Source organism: Kamptonema sp. UHCC 0994, from assembly GCF_029167235.1.
In the GTDB taxonomy this organism is placed as follows: Bacteria; Cyanobacteriota; Cyanobacteriia; order Cyanobacteriales; family Microcoleaceae; genus Kamptonema.
This window is the reverse complement of sequence record NZ_JARFTR010000001.1, coordinates 13,155-32,815: the sequence shown is the minus strand read 5'-3', so window position 1 is coordinate 32,815 and position 19,661 is coordinate 13,155. Positions and strand designations below refer to the sequence as shown.

The 19,661-nt window shown below is 42.3% G+C and carries 17 protein-coding genes, 2 pseudogenes and 1 CRISPR repeat array; of the genes and pseudogenes, 12 read left to right on the top strand and 7 right to left on the bottom strand.

The window, feature by feature from the left end; genetic code table 11:
• Positions 1-81 precede the first annotated feature (81 nt).
• From PY364_RS00175 to cas2, 9 genes and pseudogenes are all read left to right on the top strand, one after another.
• Positions 82-597: a hypothetical protein gene (locus PY364_RS00175; RefSeq protein ID WP_275519304.1), complete on the top strand. Its 516-nt coding sequence runs from the start codon at positions 82-84 to the stop codon at positions 595-597.
• A pseudogene (locus PY364_RS00170) lies at positions 590-697 on the top strand (DUF433 domain-containing protein); the annotation flags it as partial. The gene PY364_RS00175 and the pseudogene PY364_RS00170, both read left to right, overlap by 8 nt.
• Before the next feature lie 22 nt (positions 698-719).
• Complete coding sequence (gene cas10d / locus PY364_RS00165; RefSeq protein ID WP_275519302.1) at positions 720-4,022, top strand: type I-D CRISPR-associated protein Cas10d/Csc3; 3,303 nt, start codon at positions 720-722, stop codon at positions 4,020-4,022.
• Positions 4,023-4,066: 44 nt separating this feature from the next.
• Entirely contained in the window at positions 4,067-5,107 is a 1,041-nt protein-coding gene (gene cas7d, locus PY364_RS00160) for a type I-D CRISPR-associated protein Cas7/Csc2 (protein ID WP_275519300.1), read from the top strand.
• Between the two features lie 5 nt (positions 5,108-5,112).
• A complete protein-coding gene (gene cas5d, locus PY364_RS00155; protein ID WP_275519298.1) occupies positions 5,113-5,814 on the top strand; it encodes a type I-D CRISPR-associated protein Cas5/Csc1 in 702 nt (233 codons plus the stop codon).
• Between the two features lie 112 nt (positions 5,815-5,926).
• Entirely contained in the window at positions 5,927-6,832 is a 906-nt protein-coding gene (cas6, locus tag PY364_RS00150) for a CRISPR-associated endoribonuclease Cas6 (protein WP_275519296.1), read from the top strand.
• 4 nt (positions 6,833-6,836) lie between these two features.
• Positions 6,837-7,430 carry a CRISPR-associated protein Cas4 gene (gene cas4, locus PY364_RS00145; protein ID WP_275519294.1) on the top strand — a complete coding sequence of 198 codons (594 nt, stop codon included), beginning with the start codon at positions 6,837-6,839 and terminating at the stop codon, positions 7,428-7,430.
• A 24-nt stretch (positions 7,431-7,454) separates the two neighbouring features.
• On the top strand, positions 7,455-8,456 hold the full coding sequence (gene cas1d, locus PY364_RS00140) for a type I-D CRISPR-associated endonuclease Cas1d (protein WP_275519292.1): 1,002 nt from the start codon (positions 7,455-7,457) through the stop codon (positions 8,454-8,456).
• A gap of 2 nt (positions 8,457-8,458) precedes the next feature.
• Positions 8,459-8,734 (top strand): CRISPR-associated endonuclease Cas2, encoded by a 276-nt coding sequence (cas2, locus tag PY364_RS00135; protein ID WP_272030102.1) that lies wholly within the window; start codon positions 8,459-8,461, stop codon positions 8,732-8,734.
• 251 nt (positions 8,735-8,985) lie between these two features.
• Positions 8,986-10,349: direct repeats of the CRISPR family, unit length 37 nt; unit sequence GCCGCAATTAAACTAAATCCCTATCAGGGATTGAAAC.
• Between the two features lie 101 nt (positions 10,350-10,450).
• Here the strand turns inward: cas2 and PY364_RS00130 are convergent.
• Both PY364_RS00130 and PY364_RS00125 read right to left on the bottom strand, forming a co-directional pair.
• Positions 10,451-10,990, bottom strand: a complete 540-nt coding sequence (locus PY364_RS00130; RefSeq protein ID WP_275519290.1) for an MgtC/SapB family protein — start codon at positions 10,988-10,990, stop codon at positions 10,451-10,453.
• 185 nt (positions 10,991-11,175) lie between these two features.
• Positions 11,176-11,310 carry a hypothetical protein gene (locus PY364_RS00125; RefSeq protein WP_275519288.1) on the bottom strand — a complete coding sequence of 45 codons (135 nt, stop codon included), beginning with the start codon at positions 11,308-11,310 and terminating at the stop codon, positions 11,176-11,178.
• Here PY364_RS00125 and PY364_RS00120 point away from each other — a divergent pair.
• Complete coding sequence (locus PY364_RS00120) at positions 11,297-12,412, top strand: Gfo/Idh/MocA family oxidoreductase (protein WP_275519286.1); 1,116 nt, start codon at positions 11,297-11,299, stop codon at positions 12,410-12,412. The two genes, PY364_RS00125 and PY364_RS00120, sit on opposite strands and share 14 nt — an antisense overlap.
• 224 nt (positions 12,413-12,636) lie before the next feature.
• On the opposite strand, the pseudogene PY364_RS00115 reads toward PY364_RS00120, so the two are convergent.
• Positions 12,637-13,786: pseudogene (locus tag PY364_RS00115) on the bottom strand (transposase).
• A 244-nt stretch (positions 13,787-14,030) separates the two neighbouring features.
• Between PY364_RS00115 and PY364_RS00105 the strand changes: the two are divergent.
• Positions 14,031-15,725: a CHAT domain-containing protein gene (locus PY364_RS00105; RefSeq protein ID WP_275519280.1), complete on the top strand. Its 1,695-nt coding sequence runs from the start codon at positions 14,031-14,033 to the stop codon at positions 15,723-15,725.
• A gap of 114 nt (positions 15,726-15,839) precedes the next feature.
• On the top strand, positions 15,840-16,412 hold the full coding sequence (locus PY364_RS00100; RefSeq protein ID WP_275519278.1) for a hypothetical protein: 573 nt from the start codon (positions 15,840-15,842) through the stop codon (positions 16,410-16,412).
• 57 nt (positions 16,413-16,469) lie between these two features.
• On the opposite strand, the gene PY364_RS00095 is transcribed toward PY364_RS00100, so the two are convergent.
• From PY364_RS00095 to def, 4 genes are all read right to left on the bottom strand, one after another.
• Positions 16,470-17,285: a Uma2 family endonuclease gene (locus PY364_RS00095; RefSeq protein ID WP_275519276.1), complete on the bottom strand. Its 816-nt coding sequence runs from the start codon at positions 17,283-17,285 to the stop codon at positions 16,470-16,472.
• Positions 17,286-17,401: 116 nt separating this feature from the next.
• Positions 17,402-18,721, bottom strand: coding sequence for a PrsW family glutamic-type intramembrane protease (locus PY364_RS00090; RefSeq protein ID WP_275519274.1), 1,320 nt, complete (start codon positions 18,719-18,721; stop codon positions 17,402-17,404).
• Between the two features lie 162 nt (positions 18,722-18,883).
• Complete coding sequence (locus PY364_RS00085) at positions 18,884-19,087, bottom strand: hypothetical protein (protein ID WP_343277541.1); 204 nt, start codon at positions 19,085-19,087, stop codon at positions 18,884-18,886.
• The gene (gene def, locus PY364_RS00080; protein ID WP_275519272.1) at positions 19,084-19,644 is read right to left on the bottom strand and encodes a peptide deformylase; all 561 of its coding nucleotides are present in this window, start codon (positions 19,642-19,644) and stop codon (positions 19,084-19,086) included. The genes PY364_RS00085 and def overlap by 4 nt, the downstream gene beginning before the upstream one ends.
• Between the last annotated feature and the right edge of the window lie 17 nt (positions 19,645-19,661).

Here is a 19,661-nt window from a genome sequence, read left to right as displayed (position 1 = left end):
ATTTCATAAGGCAACAGTAACTACTTGACATTTTAATATGAGGATGACATGATAGTGGAAAGTAAAAGCTAGAGGAGTCTTATGGACATTCATCTCAACGACAGCGATATCTCTCAGATGCCGGAACAGCTACGCACTTGGTTTCTCGACTGGCTCCCCAAACGGCTGAATGCCAAGCCGTCACAGCCTAACCGAGAACCCATGCGGCCGCACTCCAGTGAACCTGAGACACAATCCATTCAGTTAAGTCTCGATTTAGACCCTCCCAATCAGACTTCAGAGGAGAAAGTAGACAACTCCCATGTCAAGCTGTCTGAGCTATTCGATGCAGGTATCACTAAGCGGGGAATGTCTGTGAGAGTCAAGCTAAAACAGGAAATCGCTAAAAAATTAGGTCGTGACTATATCAATAGCCTAGAAATTTCTGCGAGGGGAACGATTGTTTTTGACGGACAAGAGTTTGATAAACCAAGTCCCTTAGCAACCAAGGTAAATGGTAGTTCGGGTAACGGATGGGTGTACATCGAAGTTAAAAAGAACAATGAATGGGTTTGTTTACATGAATTACGGAAAAATTGGAGGAAAACCAATGACTAAAGATAATCTGCTGTCTCGAATTTCCATCGATCCAAATATCTGTTTTGGCAAACCTTGTATTCGTGGTCATCGCATTTGGGTTTCTTTAATTCTCGATCTAGTAACACAGAGGAAAATGAACAATGAACGAAGATGATCTTTATCAATGGTTACATTCTCCAGACAATGAAGATGAAGAAGAACCAGCCAAGTCAGAATTGTTAACAATTCGACTGTTTAAAAAGGCAATTAAAGAAGCTGAAGGAAATGAGAGCGATCGCATCCTAGACACCTTTACAGAAAACGTCTTGCCGAATCTAATTCAGCAGCTAGTTGGAGCCACAGCCAAAGGTGGCCAATTTACTGAAGATCGACGTGCCGAAGGTAAGAATGTTGAACGCAGTAAAGAGGATCAGTCTTTTTTATCCCATTTGCTTAACGGCTTATTTCCCACTTACCGGATTATCAAGAAACTCAAGACAGAGACACCAGAAACTAATCCTGTAAAACGCAATTGTGGCGATACCGAAACTACTTTGTTCGTAGCATCATATATTTTGCACGATTTTGATAAGTTTCCCGATTATCGTCAGTGGCTAGAAGATAACGATCCTGATGGCAAATTCCAAAACCGAGACTGGCGAAAAGATTCCCCTCATAAAAACGAAGCTCCCAATTTTGGACGCGATTATGTAGCAAAAAAAATACTAGATTTTGGCTTAGATTCTCTATTGGGTGAAAACTGGGAATCGCACATTGATGATATAGTGTGGATGAGCAGTAATGCTGGAGTCAAATATGATAGAGATAGCGGTCTTGAAAGTCGCGGATTGCAGCCTAAGCTAGATAGTAGAATCAGAGAAAATTTAGCAAATCTCCTTCGGCTTTCAGATTTATTTGCCTCAGTTATCAAGCATCCCATCCATATAGAGATAACCAGAGATCAAATTAGCGACAAGAAAGAAAGTTTAGCTGAAGTCTTAGCTAATATTAGCAATCACCAATTCAAGTTTAGCTATCACTCCCTTTCAGACAATCGCGGTGTCTTGACAAACATCATTAATAATGCGTTAATGGACGCTCATCCTAGCGAGTTTTACACGCCATTATTGTACTTACCAGATGGTGTGGTTTATCTAGCTAAAGTTGATGCAACTCCCATCAACACCGATGATATTCCTAATCAAGTGGTTGCCAAAATTTCTAACCTTTGTGCCGAACGATTAAAGCAAAATCCTACAGGATTTAGCCGTGATGGTAAGGGGTTTAAGTTTGCTGATTATTATTGGCTATTTTTTGATACAATTGAGTTAATGCAGGTCAGTATTCAGGCAGCTTGCAGACTCATTCCTAAAACTAAGCCTTCGTCAGCAAAAAAACGCAGTGATAGCTTAGTTAAATTCAAAACTGAGGGAGAGTTACCGAGTCACTTAAACGTTGAATTTGCCGATGATTATCGGATCGATCGCCTTGCCGAATTTGGAGATATTCTTTGCCGAGGTATTTGGGGGAAGTGGCGCGATCGCTTTACTAATTCCCAAAAAGAATTACCCAAAGCTCAACGTCAAACTCTGCCAGAATTAGACTTAACTGAAAAACTGGCTGAACACTTAGGTTTAACCGATGAAATTCCCGCTTTGAGAGCAATTCAATCTCTCAAGAAAACAGGCGGTGTTCCTCTCGATTGGTATTATCTAGCAGCGCAGTATATTCAGCGCAATAAAGGCTTAAATGATGCTGAAGTTCGTGAGATAATGGCTGGCATAGTTAGCTATGCTGCTAGTATCATCAAACCCTTTTTAGAAGAGTTTACACTTCCCGATGGTTGGCATGATTTACGAACTTATGTCAGTAGTATTGTTTCATTACCAACAGGAGCCGTAGTTAAACCAGTAGCCGATCCATTTTTAGTAGAATTGAGTCGTTACAATGCTGCCAAAATAACTGGGAGAGGACGAGAAAATGTTTGTGCAATGTCTAGTTCTTCCTATACTGTGACAGAACAAATGGAAGCGGCAACTTTATTTACTCCCCAAGTTTATAGCAACCGCCAAATCTTATTTAATGCACAAGCAGCTAAGCGTCAAATTTGCTCAATTTGGTCAATTGAGATTATGTTGAGACAAATTTTGATGAATCAAACTAATGCCACAGGAGGTGATTTTGAAGGTCGTAAATATCGCTATCTCTATCTTTACCCGACTTACTTCTTTACGCCAGAAACTAATAATTTTCTCCAAAAAGCTTACAGTTGGATTGCTCGGACTCGATTTGATGCCGATATTCGCAAGCATTTAATTAACGATCAACAAATTGCTAAGTTTACTCCTGAAAACTATCAAAAAGTTGATTCATTATTGATTCAGGAGAATTTACCAGCAGCAGAAGATCGCACCTTTAAACTAAGCTATCCAGATCATCAACCGCTTACTTTTTTCTTCCTAGCATTACCACCAGGAAAAGATGCAACAGATACCGAATCTTGGGTAATGCCAGCTTGGTTAGCTTTTGCCTTACCGCTAATTTTGGATGTAAAAACTGTTGTCTCAGAGTCGCCAGTTCCACCTTATCTAAGTGGCGCAGATTTTGACAAAACAGTGATGCTGGATGGCGAACATCAAGCAATTCGTTCTCTGATTAAGCGAGATGATTACCGCTTAGATGGCATTTTACCTCGAACATCTAATGAACGCAAATTTTCCCCACTAAATGCTTTGAGTGCTGCTTATTGCATTCACTTAGAAGTCAACCGGAAAAAAGACGGAAATCCAGATTGGGGGAAATTATCAGACTTAGCACGGGATTTAGAAACCAGTCCTCTTTATGTCTTTCACTACCTCAATAAATGGTTGCGAAAGCAGGACAAACTGGATTCTGTGCCAATTGCAAAAATCTACTTGTACCTAAAATTTTACTACTACTTTGAACCGGAGGGAAAAACTGTGAATCAATTTCGAGAACTAACAAGACTATATCGCCGTTTTTATCGCGCTCAGACCAAAGGTAAGCCACCTAAAGCTAATGCTGTTTTGAAACCAATTGATGAAGCGGCTGATGTGATTTTGAAAATAGATAAGGCTTATCTAAATCATTCTGAATCTTTAACAGATGCAGTTGCAGCACGTTTATCATCAGGACTAATGACAAAGGTTCGACGTAAAGCAGCAGAAGGAAGACGAACTTATGCACTGGTTAATGGAGAATTGCGATATCTGACCTCTCCAGAGGAACGTCAAGCAATCTATGATTTTGCTCGATACTTTATTGAGGATATTTTTCATGGAACATTTAAAGGCGATCGCTCACGTTTAGCTGGAACACAATTAAACCTAATTCGAGATACCTGTGATTATCTTTATCGTCTAGCACATGATGAAGAGTACAAACAGCGGAATCAAGATGAAGTTGATATTCCTCCAGATCCAGAAGCTGAAGAATTAGTATAGAACTTGTCCATTTTTTGAATGTCCCACATTGGAGTAACTAAACCATGAAATTCCTGAAAACCATTGACTCTAAATTCTTCCACTCTGAAATTCCCGCCAAACCAATGGGAAAATACGCTCACTTTATCACCATTCGGATTACTGAATCTTTCCCATTATTTCAGACTGATGGCGAATTGAATAAGGCAAGAGTCCGCGCCGGAATCGAAAAGAAACACAACGAAGCGATTACCCGTTTAGCAATGTTTAAGCGCAAACAGTCCACACCAGAACGTTTAACCGGACGGGAACTGCTGCGAAACTACCAAATTGGAGACGCGGAAAAGTGCGATTATAACGTGGATTTTAGCAAAACTACGCCCGATTGTATTCTCTATGGTTTCGCTATTGGGGATTCGGGTTCTGAGAAATCTAAAGTAGTTGTAGATACTGCTTATTCCATCACTCCTTTTGATGATTCTCACCTTAATTTCACGCTAAATGCACCTTTTGAAAATGGTACAATGAGCCGCCAAGGGGAAGTAACTAGCCGAATTAACAGTCAGGATCACATTTTACCTCAAGTCTTTTTCCCTAGCATTGTTACCTTGAAAGATCCCACAGAATCGGGATTTATTTATGTCTTCAATAACATTCTCAGGACGCGCCATTACGGAGCGCAAACTACCCGTACTGGTCGAGTACGAAATGAATTAATTGGGGTAATTTTTGCGGATGGTGAGATTTTTAGCAATCTTTATTGGACACAAAAAATTTACGATTTGATGACCAATGACGGTAAAATCAATGCACCCGATCCTTTAAATGAAGATGATGTTTTGACAGCAGCAACTCAAGCTATTACCCAACTGATGTCTAAAGAATTTATTTCTCACACTGATTTGATCGGTTCGGCATTTGAGCCGCTGTTAGATGAAGTAAAATCCATCACCAGCAATGAGACAAAACTGACAGAGATGTTGACTCAAGCAAATGCTGAATCAGAGGCTTATGCTAAAAAATGGGTATTGAAGGGATCGAAGTCTTCTGATGGTGATAAGAAGGATAAAAAGGGTAGTAAAAAAGCAGCCGCAGCAACGGAGTAAAGATTATGACAATTATTTACCGTTGCCAAATTGAGCTACACGATAGCCTCTATTACGCCACCCGCGAAATCGGCCGCCTCTACGAAACAGAGCCCATAATTCACAACTATGCCCTCTGTTACGCACTAGGATTAGTAGATAGCCAAATCTACTCTACCACCGTCCCCGAAGCCGATTCCTATCGCTACTTTTGCCCTGAACAAATTCCTAAATATGAGCAGCATTTAACGCCACTCAATCAACAGGGAATTTATGTCACTCCCGCCAAAGCTATCTCCCATTCTTCTACTCTCAATACCTGGAAATATGCCAACAATAATTACCATGTTGAAATGGAGAAAACCCAGAAGAATATTCCCAGTTTTGGCAGGGCAAAAGAAATTGCTCCTGAAAGCAAATTTGAGTTTTTTATCATCTCAGAAAAGCCCCTAAAACTGGCAAAGTGGATACGTTTAGGTAAATGGATGAGCAAAGCTGAGTTAAAGACTGAAGAAATTACCAAATTTGAACGCAAAAATGGTGAATTTATTTGTCCTCATCCCCTTAATCCCTTAGATGTGATGTTTACCCATCAAGTGATTAGCTACGATGTGGTTAATATGCCTCCCGTTAGTTTGATTCAAAATGTCAAAATTAACGGGCAATATTACCAATTTGAAAACCTCAAAATTCCCGCCTGTATGCAATATCGCTTTAAGGCTGGTTAGGTACGTAGTTGGGCTTTAGCCCTATTTTATATACCTTTGAGGGCTAAAGCCCAACTACGTACCTAAAAATTAATTTCTGTCTTGCGATCAACCTGATTCCAAAAATTCTAATATGCCCCACAGCCTCATCCTCAACCTACTCCCCCTGGCCCCAATTCCCCCCGGATACCTAACAGGAAGACACCTCCATGCCCTATTCCTCACCCTCGTGAGCTCCGCAGACAAAAAACTCGGCGATTACCTCCACGAGTCCACCTCCGAAAAAGCTTTCACCCTCAGCCCATTACAAACCCAAAAATACCATTCCAACAAACATTATCCCCTCCAATGGGAACACACCCAACTTATCCCCGCCCACACTCCCTGCTGGTGGCGAATTACTCTCATAGATGATACTTTATTCGGCAAATTAACTGACCTCTGGCTCAATCTTAATCCTAAGCATCCTTGGCATCTTGGCCCTGCTGATTTACACATCACTGGTATTCTGGGAACGCCTCAATTTAATCAGCCTTGGGCTAATGCTTGCACTTACTCTCAATTGTATCAGCAAGCATCAGAAACTAATCGGATTATTGCCTTCAGTTTTGCTACGCCTACTGCCTTTCGCCAGGGAGATTATGACTCTGTTATTCCTACTAGGGAATGCGTTTTTAACAGTCTGTTAAGTCGATGGAATAAGTACAGCGGCGTGGAAATTGCCAGCTCTTCTATTGAAACACTTTTTGCTAGTTTTGTCAATATCAAAACTGAGATTTTAGCAGATTCTCGGAGTAAGTTTATCGGCATTGTCGGGGAAGTAACTTATCGGATTTTAGGAAATGTTGAACCGTTAGTTATTAAGCGAATTAATGCTTTGGCTGATTTTAGTCTCTACTGCGGACTGGGGAGGAAAACCACAATGGGGATGGGAATGACTAGGCGGATTCCCATTAAGATAATTCCCGATGTGGCTGATAAGAGTGCTGAGAAGATTTCACAGCAGATTTCTGCTATTCAATCAATTTTTGAAGGGTAATTTTATGAATGAAATTGACTACGTTTCTATTGCGGCTCTCAATCAGTACAGCTATTGTCCTCACCGCTGTTGGCGGATGTTTTGCGCGGGTGAATTTTCTGATAATCAGTACACGATTGAGGGGACAAGTTTACATGAACGGGTGCATACTCTGGGTGAGGTTAATCGGGATGAAACTTGGCAAGTTAGAGCGATTTGGCTAAAGTCGGAAAAATATCAATTGATTGGTAAGTCGGATTTAATTGAGTCGGCTGAGGGTAAGTTATACCCGGTTGAATATAAGCGGGGAAAAAAGGGAGAATGGGATAATGATGAGTTACAAGTTTGTGCTCAAGCTCTCTGTTTAGAGGAGATGACGGGACAAACAATTACTCAGGGTTATGTCTATTATGCTCAATCTCATCAACGGCAATTAGTGGAGATTTCGGCACAGTTAAGACAAAGCGCGATCGCAACTATTGAAACTTTACAGATTTTACTACAAACGGGTAAGATGCCGCCGGCGATTTACAGTAAAAAATGTCAAGGTTGCAGCCTGAAAGAGCAATGTTTGCCTCAAGTTGCTCAGAAAATGATGCGCTATCAAGAATTCAATTAACCTTCATACTTAGGAGTCACAATCATGGGAACACTTTATATCAATCAAGATGATGTGTTTATTGGCAAAACTGATGAACGATTGAACGTTAAGCTCAAAAATCAAACCTTACAAGATGTGCCTTTGATTCATTTAGACGGCGTAGTAATTATGGGAAGGGCGACGATTTCCCCAGCGGCGATTGATGAATTAATGCAGCGGAAAATTCCTTTGACTTTTCTCTCGGATACGGGTCACTTTTTAGGTAAGCTAGAACCAGAGTTAAGTAAAAATATCTTCGTGCGTAACGCCCAGTGGAAAGCAGCAGGAGAAACGCCCCAAGCGATTCATGTTGTTCAGGGTTTTATTCGCGGGAAATTGAAGAATTATCGCAATAGTTTAACCCAAACGAAGCGAGATCATTCAGAACTTAATCTGGAATCGGCAATTACTCAGATTTCTAACATTATTCCCAAACTTGACAAGACTCATAATATTGATTCTTTGCGAGGGTTAGAAGGTGCGGGAAGTGCGGCTTATTTTGGGGTTTTCAACCAATTAATTCGGGCGGAAGGGTTTGTATTTAAACCGAGACATCGGCCGGCTACCGATCCGGTTAATTCTTTGATGAATTTTGCTTACACTTTGCTACGTCACGATGTGCAAAGTGCGATTAATATTGTCGGTTTTGACCCTTATTTGGGCTATCTTCATGTACAACGCTATGGCCGCGTGGGTTTGGCTTTTGATTTGATGGAAGAGTTTCGCCCTTTGGTGGCGGATAATATGATTTTTAATGCGATTAACCGCCGCATTATTACTGTTAATGATTTTACGGTGGAACCGATTAGTAATGTGGTGCGGTTGTCGGTGGAGGGACGGAAAGAGTTTCTGAAAGCCTATGAGAAGAAAAAACAGTCTGAGTTTAAGCATCCAGTTTTTGGGAAAAAGTGTACTTATCAAGAAGCTTTTGAAATTCAGGCGCGATTGTTGGCGAAATATTTGATGGGCGAAATTGAGCAATATCCACCTTTAGTTTTGAGGTAATTATGTACTTTTTCATTTGTTATGATGTTCCTGAAGATAAACGCCGGACAAAGATTCACAAGATTCTTAAGTCCTACGGTCAGTGGATGCAGTACAGTGGGTTTGAGTGTGCCGATCTGAATGAGACTCAGTATGCGAAAATGCGATCGCGCCTTGGCAAAATTATTAAGCCCGAAGAGGATAGTATTCTGTTTATTCCCCTCTGTGCTTGCTGTCGGGGTAAAATTGAGCGCATAGGCGGGATTGCACCAGCGGACAGGAGTATATTTTTTGCCTAGTTTGCGGGAATCGGTAGGTGTAAATTTTGGGGTATCAAATTTTTCGGCTGTAATGCAACTGCGATAAGGGTTTGATGCCCCTGACCTTAAAAAACGATTCCCGCAATGGCTGAAACCTTTACAGGATAAGGATTTACGGGAAAGTTTGCGGGAGGGTATTGACAAGTCGATGGCTGGAATGATACTTTTAGATCAGGTTCCCGAAACCGCACCTTGAAAACTAAATATGGTAAGGCTTTCAGAAACCGGCGGCCGCAATTAAACTAAATCCCTATCAGGGATTGAAACGATGGTGAAGGGTAAAAAGTAAATGAATATTATTAAGCCGCAATTAAACTAAATCCCTATCAGGGATTGAAACAAGCCAATAGGTTTGCCCCATAGATTTGTGTCCGGGAGCCGCAATTAAACTAAATCCCTATCAGGGATTGAAACGAATTGCCTCAATGGCTGGCACATCAAAGCCCTCAGAGCCGCAATTAAACTAAATCCCTATCAGGGATTGAAACATGCGAGTTAGCTTGCAAATTAGCGAATCAAGAGCGCCGCAATTAAACTAAATCCCTATCAGGGATTGAAACATGAGACTTGTACTTACACCTCTCCGTTGGCTTTCTTCTGCCGCAATTAAACTAAATCCCTATCAGGGATTGAAACAAAGTAACAGCCGTTGAATAAGTCGTTACGGTTGGCCGCAATTAAACTAAATCCCTATCAGGGATTGAAACTTCATTGGAATAATATGGTTACTACTTTTTGGTGTACCGCCGCAATTAAACTAAATCCCTATCAGGGATTGAAACTACCGCGTACTTAGAACGGATGGCACTTTATTGCCGCAATTAAACTAAATCCCTATCAGGGATTGAAACTATTAGAAACCAAATTATTTGGTACAAACCAAATCGCCGCAATTAAACTAAATCCCTATCAGGGATTGAAACATTGGCAATCCGTATTTTTGACGATGGCCCGGAATAGCCACGCCGCAATTAAACTAAATCCCTATCAGGGATTGAAACGTTAACCATTCGCCAGATTGACCCGGCACTCCCATCGGGCCTGCCGCAATTAAACTAAATCCCTATCAGGGATTGAAACGAAGGTTTGAGAGGAGTAGGCTTTGCGGGCTTAGGGGGCCGCAATTAAACTAAATCCCTATCAGGGATTGAAACCAAGAAATATCCCCAGACAACATTGGTAATAAACTAAATATTTCGCCGCAATTAAACTAAATCCCTATCAGGGATTGAAACGTACACAATCATAGCGATCGCCTTCCCACTCCCCAGGCCGCAATTAAACTAAATCCCTATCAGGGATTGAAACGCTTGATCCATCAGGCCTACGAGCTAAGTTACCCCCTGAGCCGCAATTAAACTAAATCCCTATCAGGGATTGAAACCATAGACTCGTAGCTGTTGTTTACACCACAAAGCCGCAATTAAACTAAATCCCTATCAGGGATTGAAACCTATTGGGTAGGATTTGTCAGGGCCAGCAAAACGCCGCAATTAAACTAAATCCCTATCAGGGATTGAAACAGCGCCTTTAACGGGTTCTCCATCTTCATTGAGAGCCGCAATTAAACTAAATCCCTATCAGGGATTGAAACTTAATCTATTAAACAGCTAGCATTCCTTTAGAAGAATTAACGTAAGATATCGGTGGCATTGAGTTTGCTATATAAGCATTCTTCCTTCTACCTTTTTCCTTCTACTCTTGTATATCTTGGCTAGATGGTGCTTCTTTCACTCGTGTTTTGATGCGATTTTGAGTATAAGGACGGCGCAGTAAAGTAGCTTTCTCAAGTTTCTTAACTCCGCTGAGAACTCCTAATGCAAAAACTGTTCCAATTAAGCTCATTCGCCACAGGCCGCAACCTGCGGCTGCTCCTAATCCAGCCACTAGCCAAATTGTAGCAGCGGAAGTTAGCCCCTTAACTTGTGCTCTACCAAATTTATTCTGATTTTGTTGCAGAATAGTTCCTGCTCCTAGAAATCCTACTCCTGTGGCGACACCTTGGAGCGTTCTGCTGATAGCATTGGCAGAGGAAGAGGTATTTTCATTGTCGATTTGCAAAGGAATCATGACAAATATGGCCGCACCTAAGCTTACAATCATAAAAGTTCTCAAGCCTGCGGGTCTACCTGGTTGCTGTCGGTTAATGCCGATCGCACAGCCGACCAGCAGAGCTACACTGAGTCTGAAAGTTATACTTTGCCAATCGCTAGAATTGAAAAATATTGAATTCATTACTCAAAAAATTACGGTTAGTCACTTTGCTGACTAGGGATTAAGGTTAATTATAGATTAAATTTAGGTTAAATTCAACAAATCGCGATCGCTATTAGCCTCAGTTGATTACTTACGCACCCAGTACAGCCGCCCTCTGAGCGATCGCAATACCGCCCAGAGGACGGCGTTACATAGCTGGTATACTATCCGTAACGCCGCCATCCTGGCGGTTCTTTGACCGCCCAGAGGGCGGCGTTACGTAAGTAATGCCTAAGTCCTATATTATTTACACACTTACCATTTACTTTCTCAAATAAATCTTTTATGTCATCTACCATTAGTGTTGCCGTTGTCGGCACTGGCTTCGGTCAAAAAGTACATTTACCCGCATTTCAAGCACATCTAAAAACGGAGGTTGTAGCTGTTTATCATCGAGATTTAGATAAGGCGAAGGCGATCGCGTCTGCTAACAATATACCCTATGCTGCTAATACGATAGAAGATATCGTGGCTTTGCCTGAAGTCAAGGCCGTAGCGATTTCAACCCCACCATTTCTGCATTTTGAAATGGCAAAAACTGTGTTACAATCTGGCAAGCATTTGTTACTAGAAAAACCGACAACTTTAACGGCAATTGAAGCTAGAGAATTGTACAGAATGGCAAAATCAAAAGCCTGTACTGCAACGATGGATTTTGAGTTTCGGTTCATCCCCGCTTGGCAAATGCTAGCAGAATTGTTGGCAGAGGGATATGTAGGAGAAAAGCGCTTAATTAAAATTGATTGGTTAGTATCCAGTCGGGCAGATGCTTCTCGCCCTTGGAATTGGTACGCACAAAAAGATAAAGGCGGCGGTGTTTTGGGGGCGACGGGTTCCCATGCTTTTGATTATATTAGTTGGCTTTTTGGCCCGGTTCGGCGGTTGTCGGGGCAATTAATTACAGGCATTAACTCGCGTCCAGATCCCAAAGATGGCGGTAAATTAAAAGTTGTTGATGCTGATGATTCATGTACTTTGATGTTGGAATTAGCAGATGGAACACCTTGTCAAGTTTGCCTAAGTTCTGTTACTTATCAAGGGCGCGGGCATTGGCTAGAGGTTTATGGAAGTAATGGAACTTTGGTTTTAGGTAGCGATAATCAACAGGATTATGTACATGGTTTTCGTTTGTGGGGAAGTAAAGGTGGACAATCTTTAGCGGAGATTAAAATTCCTGAAAGGTTGGAGTTTCCGCAAGTTTATCCTGATGGTAGAATTGCACCATTTATGCGGGTAGTTGATAAGTGGGTTGAGGCAATAGATGCTGGTAAATCATTGGTTCCCTCTTTGAGAGAGGGGGTTTATTCTCAATTGTTGATGGATTTAACGCACGAATCGAATGTAACTGGGACTTGGGTGGATGTGCCGGATTTGGATAAATTTTTGGGTGGAGGTAAGTAGTCGGACATAAATAAACGTAGCTATGTCATTGCGAGCCCAGCGAAGCAATTCGCTTGCGCTTTGAGATTGCTTCGCTGGGCTCGCAATGACATTCTTTATTTTTGTCCAGCTACTTAACTTGTCCCGGCGATTAGAAATCGCGGCTATACAAACAAAGTCCGCCTACGCGGACTAATAAGAAAAAGCGGGTATTGACACTCGCCGGTCTAAAGACACGGGGATTCTTAAGGACAAACTTTAGGGGATGAATCCGCCCAAAGTTTAATTCTTAAAGGGTTTGTCAGCAACCCGCTACCCACTCGCTCGATAATCGAGTCTATGGCTACTTTTGATTTCCTAATGATGTTTGCCGCGCCGTTAATATCTGCATTCAGAATTAATCCCTGAGCCGAACGGTACAAACCTCGCTTAATTCTTTTACCTGATGGCTGCCAATTGTCGGGTTTTTCACCGACTTTCACTGGCAACAAATCTCGATCTAAAAAGCTGGCTTTTGATGTGTAGGATTCATTTTGTTCAACAAATCTCCAACCTAGAGAGTCACACTCCTGCTGCAATCTATCTTTAACTTTAGCGGTAGGGATTTGGACAAAGTTCTGGTTAGTAACTCCCCCCATATTAACCTCTTGCTTCTGTCCTTTATTCCAACCAAAGACTACAACGTTAATTTGATGGTTTTCGCAATAATCTACGATGGTTCTGACTGCCTTATTAACAGCATCTCTTATCAAAGGTTTGCCATTGCTAGAAACACAAGTTAACCAGTTGTTGATGCCATGATCTATTCCCAGAACTCCCGTGACTTCGAGAATGCAACTAAGAGCTTGCTCAGTCAGAGACTCGTAAACATACTCAATCCAGACCTCACCATTTCTAGGGATTAGCCTAAGTTCTTTAATTTGGCAATCTTTCAAGCGTTCCGGTAATGTTACCCAAAGAGCTTCTGTCCCAAAGTGTTCTTTGCCTTTGGTTCCCAAAGGCAATCTCACCCGATCACCCACTATTTTCAAGGCTTGTCCCGGATAGGAAACCTGGTACATCGCCCCCCTTGGTTCTGTACTTGGGTAATCTCGGCTTTTGATTAATTTCTCCTTTCTTGGCTAACTTTTCTAAGGCGCGAAAAGAGCTAAAAGATTCAGCAACAGATTTTAGCGATTGTTGAGCGACTTGAGAGTAAAGCAATCCGTAATTTTCGTTGGTTTTAGCAATCTTGTACAGGTCGGGGTATTTAATTGCGCCTTTGTCCTTAAAGTACCGTTGCCGACTTTCGTAAGTGCCGACATTAAACAGGTTATTTGACCATCTTAACAGTTGCTCGACAATGGCTTTATCGAGTCCTGTTAAATGCCAAACATCTTTTTGCACTGCATACATTAATTTCACCTCCTTTGATTAATTGTACTATATTTAGACATATCTAACCGGGAGACTAAAGTCTCCCGAACCCTTTCATCCCTGGACTAAAGTCGAGCGAGTTTTCAGGGTATTTTCTTATAAACCAGGATTTGGTATAAACGATTGATAGTGTTGCCAGAGGAGGGTGTAAATATATATCATCTAGCTATGTGAAGAAAAAGTTGGTACAATTTATATCCAAAGTCGGTAATTGTAGTAATGAATGCCGCGCCCTGAAATTCCTTGCCTGAGTATTGCGATCGCACGTCTGAAAACCCCTGGGGAAAACCATTTTGCCGCTTGGGTTCTACAATCCCCTTATCCCGGTGGATACGTCCACCACGACTTTATTTGGCCAGAAACTCTGTCCCAGGTGTGGCAAGCTTGGCAGGAGATGTTTTCGCCCCACAGTTTGCCTCGGATTGCCCCTGTACCGACACCCCAGCTAGTATTAGCGCTGACTTCTGGTAGCGATATTTCCAATGGTGGCAAAACGCTAAGCTATAGCAGCCGCCTGATGCAGCAGTTGGGGATGAGTCTTTGGCAATGGCTGATCGCGGGGTCAATTCAAGGTAGCCTCCATGAAAGTAAAGGGATTGCGATCGGGCAAAATCTACCCTTGCGAGTGCGTCTTGACCTCCGGGAACCCGATCTAATTGCTTTACCTTGGGAAATTATGCAGCCACAGGCGGGTCAACCGGCGATTTCTCTGGGTCAGCAATTGCTATTTAGTCGCACAACTAGCGACGTGGAACCTTTGCCAGCGCTACGTTTGAGCCAATCTTTAAATATTTTGTTGGTTTTGGGGACAGGGGGAGGAAATTCGCCGCTAACGGCTTTGGAATTGGAAGCAGAGGCGGTGGCGTTGGCGAATGTTTTGGAGATTTCTAGTAAAACTGAGGCGAATGGTAATCATCCAGATGCGATCGCGCCTACTTGTGTGGAAACTCTGATCCAACCGACGGCGGCGGAATTGATCGATCGCTTAGAAGCAGGAACGATACTGGGACAGGAACCTTACAATATTTTATTTTACGCGGGTCACGGGATGACGGGCCCAGACGGGGGGTTACTATTTTTAGGGCCCGATACTACCCTCAATGGTACGGAATTAGCTCATGTTTTAGTGCGCTGTCGGGTGAATCTGGCGGTTTTTAATGCTTGTTGGGGGGCGCAACCGGCGATGGAAGTGTTGACAAATTCCAGTCACCAAGTTTTATCTCGTAGCAGTTTGGCGGAGGTGTTGATCCATCACGGCGTACCGGCGGTGTTGGGGATGCGGGATGCGATCGCAGATAGGGAAGCCCTCAGTTTTATCCAAGCTTTTGCCCAAGCAATGGCAGCGCGAATGCCAGTAGATCAAGCGGTTGGAGTGGCTAGACAGCAACTTTTGACGCTTTATAAATTCAATCAACCGGCTTGGACATTACCTGTATTATATATGCACCCAGAGTTTGATGGGCAACTGCTGACATCTATTTTAGATATTAGAACTGAATTGCCGGCAAATTCACCAACTTGGATGGGGCGATCGCTACCCATTGCTTATTTGCGATCGCCCACAGAAACTACCCGTATTTGGCCCATTGGGGCCGGAATCGTGCGAGTTGGGCGCGGGGAAGAAAACGACGTAGCCATTCCCGAATCCTGGGTTTCCCAAAAACACGCCGAGATTTTTTGCCGCAATAGCGTTAATAACACCGGGAAGACTGAACAGGCATACTTTCTACGAGATTTCTCCCGCTACGGTACGCTGATTTTGGGGCCCGACGGCTGGCAGAGAGTTCATCACCAAGAAGTTGCTTTACAGTCAGGAATACAGATAAAATTTGGCAGTTCTCAAGGTCAGAGTTTAGAATTCATCATCGAATTCACAAAAACTTCTCCTCATACTGGAGTTGATTGCGTAACCAGCTAAAGTGCTGCTGTAGTTAAGCAGGTAATGGGTGATTAGACCGGATAAATTAGCACTCCATGCTCTACAATTACCAGTTACCACTTTTTCAGATCCCCTAACCAATTTTGGAATTGCATGATGGCAGATCGAACTACTAACCCTCAACATTTTCCACAGTCTCAAACTCAGGCTGAGTTAGAACTATTAGAAGCAATTATCCAGGGTGATATTCCTTACCCTTGGAATCCAGCCCAGTCTGATTCTGAAGTTTATTTTACAGATTTAGAAGAGGAATTTTCCGTTTCAGATTGGCTTTCAGATGCCGATTTAACCCATAATTCCCAAATACTATTTACCCAATTAGATCAACTTTGGTCAGCAAGAGCGCTGAAAAAGTCTTTGTTTGATAAATTTACTCTAGTACCTGAAGATTTACTAGCTAAAATTGCAGAAAGCGTTCAAAAGGTAATAGTTAACTATCAATCTTTGGCCGATCAAATGGTTCAGTGTACCTTAGAGATTTTACCTCAGTGGCCAGAGGAAGATTTACAAGTATTAGCCCGCCCTTTAGCCTATGCAATGCGAAATGCTGAACAGGAGTCTGATGTTCCTGTGCTAGAATCTTGGGAAAAGTTATCGGAGATTGAACAAGCGAGGATGAGTTTAGCTATTGCCCGTTATGCTATCTCAATTAGCAGTGATTCCTGATGGTGATAGGTAAGGGATAAATGGCAAGTTAGCTAATTATCCCTTAACTATTTTATCTTAAACTAAACTGTCAGGATCGACACCGAGAGAACGCAGTTGTTGAGCTAATATTTCTGCTCGATTTCGCTCTTTTTCTGTTTGTTGTTGAGCCGCTTCCGCTTGCTGTTGAGCCGCTTCCGCTTGTTGTTGAGCCGCTTGCAACTGTTCTTTAGTTAACTCAGCATACTCTGCTGACCAAAGTAACATATTTCCCTCAGCATCCCACCAGCGTAACCAAAAGGCATTGAGATCAAATCTTGTTCCTTGCCAAATTCCCAGAAATAATCCCAAAGACTCAAACCAATAGCGGTTTTCAGCATTAGGATTTTGCTGTTCGTAGATTCCTGAAGTTAAATGATAAACTTCTAAATCTCCTGTTTCTGGATCGAAAATTACATAAACTGGGACTTCCAAAATTCGCTCATAAAACCACCACTTACCATAGGGATAAGTGCGTTTCACCGAATATTCGCCCCCATCAGTATGTGATAGAAATTCCATCACAATGGCTACCTTTTGTCCCTCAGCATTAGGTGTATAACTTCTGCGAATTTTTCCAGAAGTTAGGGGTGGAACATTGGGAACGTAAACCCAATCAGGAGCCTTTACTACTGTTTTGCCATTGACGGTAGCACAAATGCCGAAGTTAGTAGCAATCAACATTGACTCGGTAGTAAGTCCTGCTACTCCTAAGCTTTCTTTTAAGGCAATTGCTAATTCTGGCTGAATAATGTTGTCCACAGGATCGTCTGGTAAGGGAAAATCTGGGGGTAATTTTTCCCAAGTAATAGTATACTCGGTTTTTGATGCTGGTTTCGTTGGTGTGACAGTCATGGTTTATTCCTCGTTATTTTTTCATTAGTTATTTTTCATTAAAGGATCTAACTTTGACTCCTATTATTTTAGACTATATTGGTGATTTTATTTATCCCATTTTCCCTTATTTTCTCCTATTTGGCAAGGCGAGTTGCAAAGTTTTGAGCGCGGTTAGGAGAAAGGGCTCGTGCCTTCAGAATTGCTGCTGCTAAAAACATATAAGAAACAACGCCTACTAATGACAATAATAACACGCTTACCGTTCCCGAAGCATTCCATAAAGCGTGAAGCGCTGAGGCGCTGAAGTAGCCAACACCTAAAATTTGCCAACGCTTTCTAGGTTTTAAAACACTCAATCCGATAAAATAGCCGAAATAACCACTATAGGCAAGATGTCCGGCTACAGAGCCTAAAATCCGGGGAATTAGTAATTGTAAACCGACTAATTGACCTGCATCTGCTCCCCCTTGCAGGGTGACATTTTGTATGACATTAGGAACGTATTGTCCCAATGTTTCTAGTAAAGTAAACCCAACGGCTGAGGCAGTTCCTAATAAAATACCGTCTAAAGGCTCCCAGACACCTATTCGTTCTCGCCAAGGAGATCGCAGCCAATTTCCTAATAGTAATGCTCCTAATACTGGCAGAGCTTTTAGCAATTCTTCCATCAATCCTGCCCCGAAAAACATTCGGATTAGGAAACTAAAAAATCCGATTTCTTCGCCCTCTATTGGCAGTTGGCCGGGTAATATGGCGCGAAATACTACTAAGAAACCGATTAATAAAGGACTTACTAAAATCAGGATTGTAGCTAAGGCTGAACCAAATAACACCCACCAAGGTTTATGTTTACCGCAGAGTTGATATACAAAATAGTAAGCAGCACTGGCAAGATAAGCAGCTAGCAACAAGTTAAATGCGACTGAATTGCCGACGGCCCCAAACATTAACACTACAAAAACTACGGTGGCGACACCAGGATATAAATAAGCTTTTTGACTTAAATGTTTTCCCGTTGAGGCGATGGGAAATAGTTGTGTTAATGTGATATAATCCTTTTCAGGAACAGGAGAAAGGCTGGTAGTTGCTGATGCTGCTACTGGCTGATTTTGTATAGGTGCTAGGGGAGATTCAAAGATAAATTCAGGGCCATTTTCACCAAGAGTAATGGTGTCTCCTGGCTCTAAGATTTTACACCCTTGCAATTTTCTACCATTTACATAAGTGCCGTTAGCACTATTGAGATCGCAAACTTCCCATCGGGGAAAACTACTGTTAGGGAGGGGACGGACTATTGCATGGCGGCGGGAAACCATGCCATAAATGTTTGAATCTAAGGCGATTTGACAGTTAGGTTCTCGTCCGATCGCAACTGCCTGAGTCTCAGAAAGCTTATGTTTTAGGGGTTGCGGGTTCGGAGCACCCTTAGTAGGCAATTGTAACAGAAATCCCATTCGATTTGCTAATTGCTAATTGCTAATTGCTAATTGCTAATTGCTAATTGCTAATTGCTAATTGCTAATTGCTAATTTTGTACTTATGAGTTGAGAAATTAAATTTTTAACTCAAAGCTATTTTTTGTCTATTAGCCATTAGCGATTAGCAATTAGCAAATTTTATTGATTTGCGTTGGCTTCTTTAACCGCTGCATAGAAGAATAGTCCCGTCAGTGGTATACTGAGGGCTAAAATAATACCAGTTACTAAACTACCGAGTTGGGGGGTTCCTGAAGATAACTCAAAAATTGAGCCGACAGCGGCGATCGCAGTTATGCAGGAACCAGCCAATAACAAAGAACTTTTGGGTGTTCCTGCCATCATATAGATTTAACCGCCTTTGGTGAAAATTTGTGCTTGACTAACTCATCGGTAAGTGCGAGTTTGTTTTCCACGCGATCGACAAATAACACACCGTTAAGATGATCCATTTCGTGTTGAATGGCGCGAGATAATATTTCTGTAGCTTTCAATGTTTGAGGCCGACCGTATTCGTCGCGATAGAATACTTCTATGGCTTCTGGGCGTTTGACTTCCAAGTACACGCCGGGAATGCTGAGACAGCCTTCTTGGAAAACGCAGACTTCGCCGCTGTATTTTTTGATACTGGGATTGATCAAAACTAAGGGCGGATTGGCGGCGTTATCAGGTTCGCAGTCAACAACAATTACTTGTTTTTGGACGGCAACTTGGGGGGCGGCTAAACCGATGCCTTCAGCACTATACATGGTTTGCAGCATTTCGCGAACTAGCAGCCGAATTTCGTCATCGACGCTGGCGACGCGCTTTGCAGGCTGCCGCAGGGCGCGATCGCCCAAGGTATGTATTGTTAGGGGCGGCTTTTCTAACTTTTTCTTTTCAACTAAAACCTCGGAAGTCATCGTATCTTCTCTCGCAA

Excerpts from the sequence above, each read along its gene's own strand:
- PY364_RS00175 (WP_275519304.1), top strand. The coding sequence starts at position 82 with ATGGACATTCATCTCAACGACAGCGATATCTCTCAGATGCCGGAACAG.
- cas10d (WP_275519302.1), top strand. The coding sequence starts at position 720 with ATGAACGAAGATGATCTTTATCAATGGTTACATTCTCCAGACAATGAA.
- cas7d (WP_275519300.1), top strand. The coding sequence starts at position 4,067 with ATGAAATTCCTGAAAACCATTGACTCTAAATTCTTCCACTCTGAAATT.
- cas5d (WP_275519298.1), top strand. The coding sequence starts at position 5,113 with ATGACAATTATTTACCGTTGCCAAATTGAGCTACACGATAGCCTCTAT.
- cas6 (WP_275519296.1), top strand. The coding sequence starts at position 5,927 with ATGCCCCACAGCCTCATCCTCAACCTACTCCCCCTGGCCCCAATTCCC.
- cas4 (WP_275519294.1), top strand. The coding sequence starts at position 6,837 with ATGAATGAAATTGACTACGTTTCTATTGCGGCTCTCAATCAGTACAGC.
- cas1d (WP_275519292.1), top strand. The coding sequence starts at position 7,455 with ATGGGAACACTTTATATCAATCAAGATGATGTGTTTATTGGCAAAACT.
- cas2 (WP_272030102.1), top strand. The coding sequence starts at position 8,459 with ATGTACTTTTTCATTTGTTATGATGTTCCTGAAGATAAACGCCGGACA.
- PY364_RS00130 (WP_275519290.1), bottom strand. The coding sequence starts at position 10,990 with ATGAATTCAATATTTTTCAATTCTAGCGATTGGCAAAGTATAACTTTC.
- PY364_RS00120 (WP_275519286.1), top strand. The coding sequence starts at position 11,297 with ATGTCATCTACCATTAGTGTTGCCGTTGTCGGCACTGGCTTCGGTCAA.
- PY364_RS00125 (WP_275519288.1), bottom strand. The coding sequence starts at position 11,310 with ATGGTAGATGACATAAAAGATTTATTTGAGAAAGTAAATGGTAAGTGT.
- PY364_RS00105 (WP_275519280.1), top strand. The coding sequence starts at position 14,031 with ATGCCGCGCCCTGAAATTCCTTGCCTGAGTATTGCGATCGCACGTCTG.
- PY364_RS00100 (WP_275519278.1), top strand. The coding sequence starts at position 15,840 with ATGATGGCAGATCGAACTACTAACCCTCAACATTTTCCACAGTCTCAA.
- PY364_RS00095 (WP_275519276.1), bottom strand. The coding sequence starts at position 17,285 with ATGACTGTCACACCAACGAAACCAGCATCAAAAACCGAGTATACTATT.
- PY364_RS00090 (WP_275519274.1), bottom strand. The coding sequence starts at position 18,721 with ATGGGATTTCTGTTACAATTGCCTACTAAGGGTGCTCCGAACCCGCAA.
- PY364_RS00085 (WP_343277541.1), bottom strand. The coding sequence starts at position 19,087 with ATGATGGCAGGAACACCCAAAAGTTCTTTGTTATTGGCTGGTTCCTGC.
- def (WP_275519272.1), bottom strand. The coding sequence starts at position 19,644 with ATGACTTCCGAGGTTTTAGTTGAAAAGAAAAAGTTAGAAAAGCCGCCC.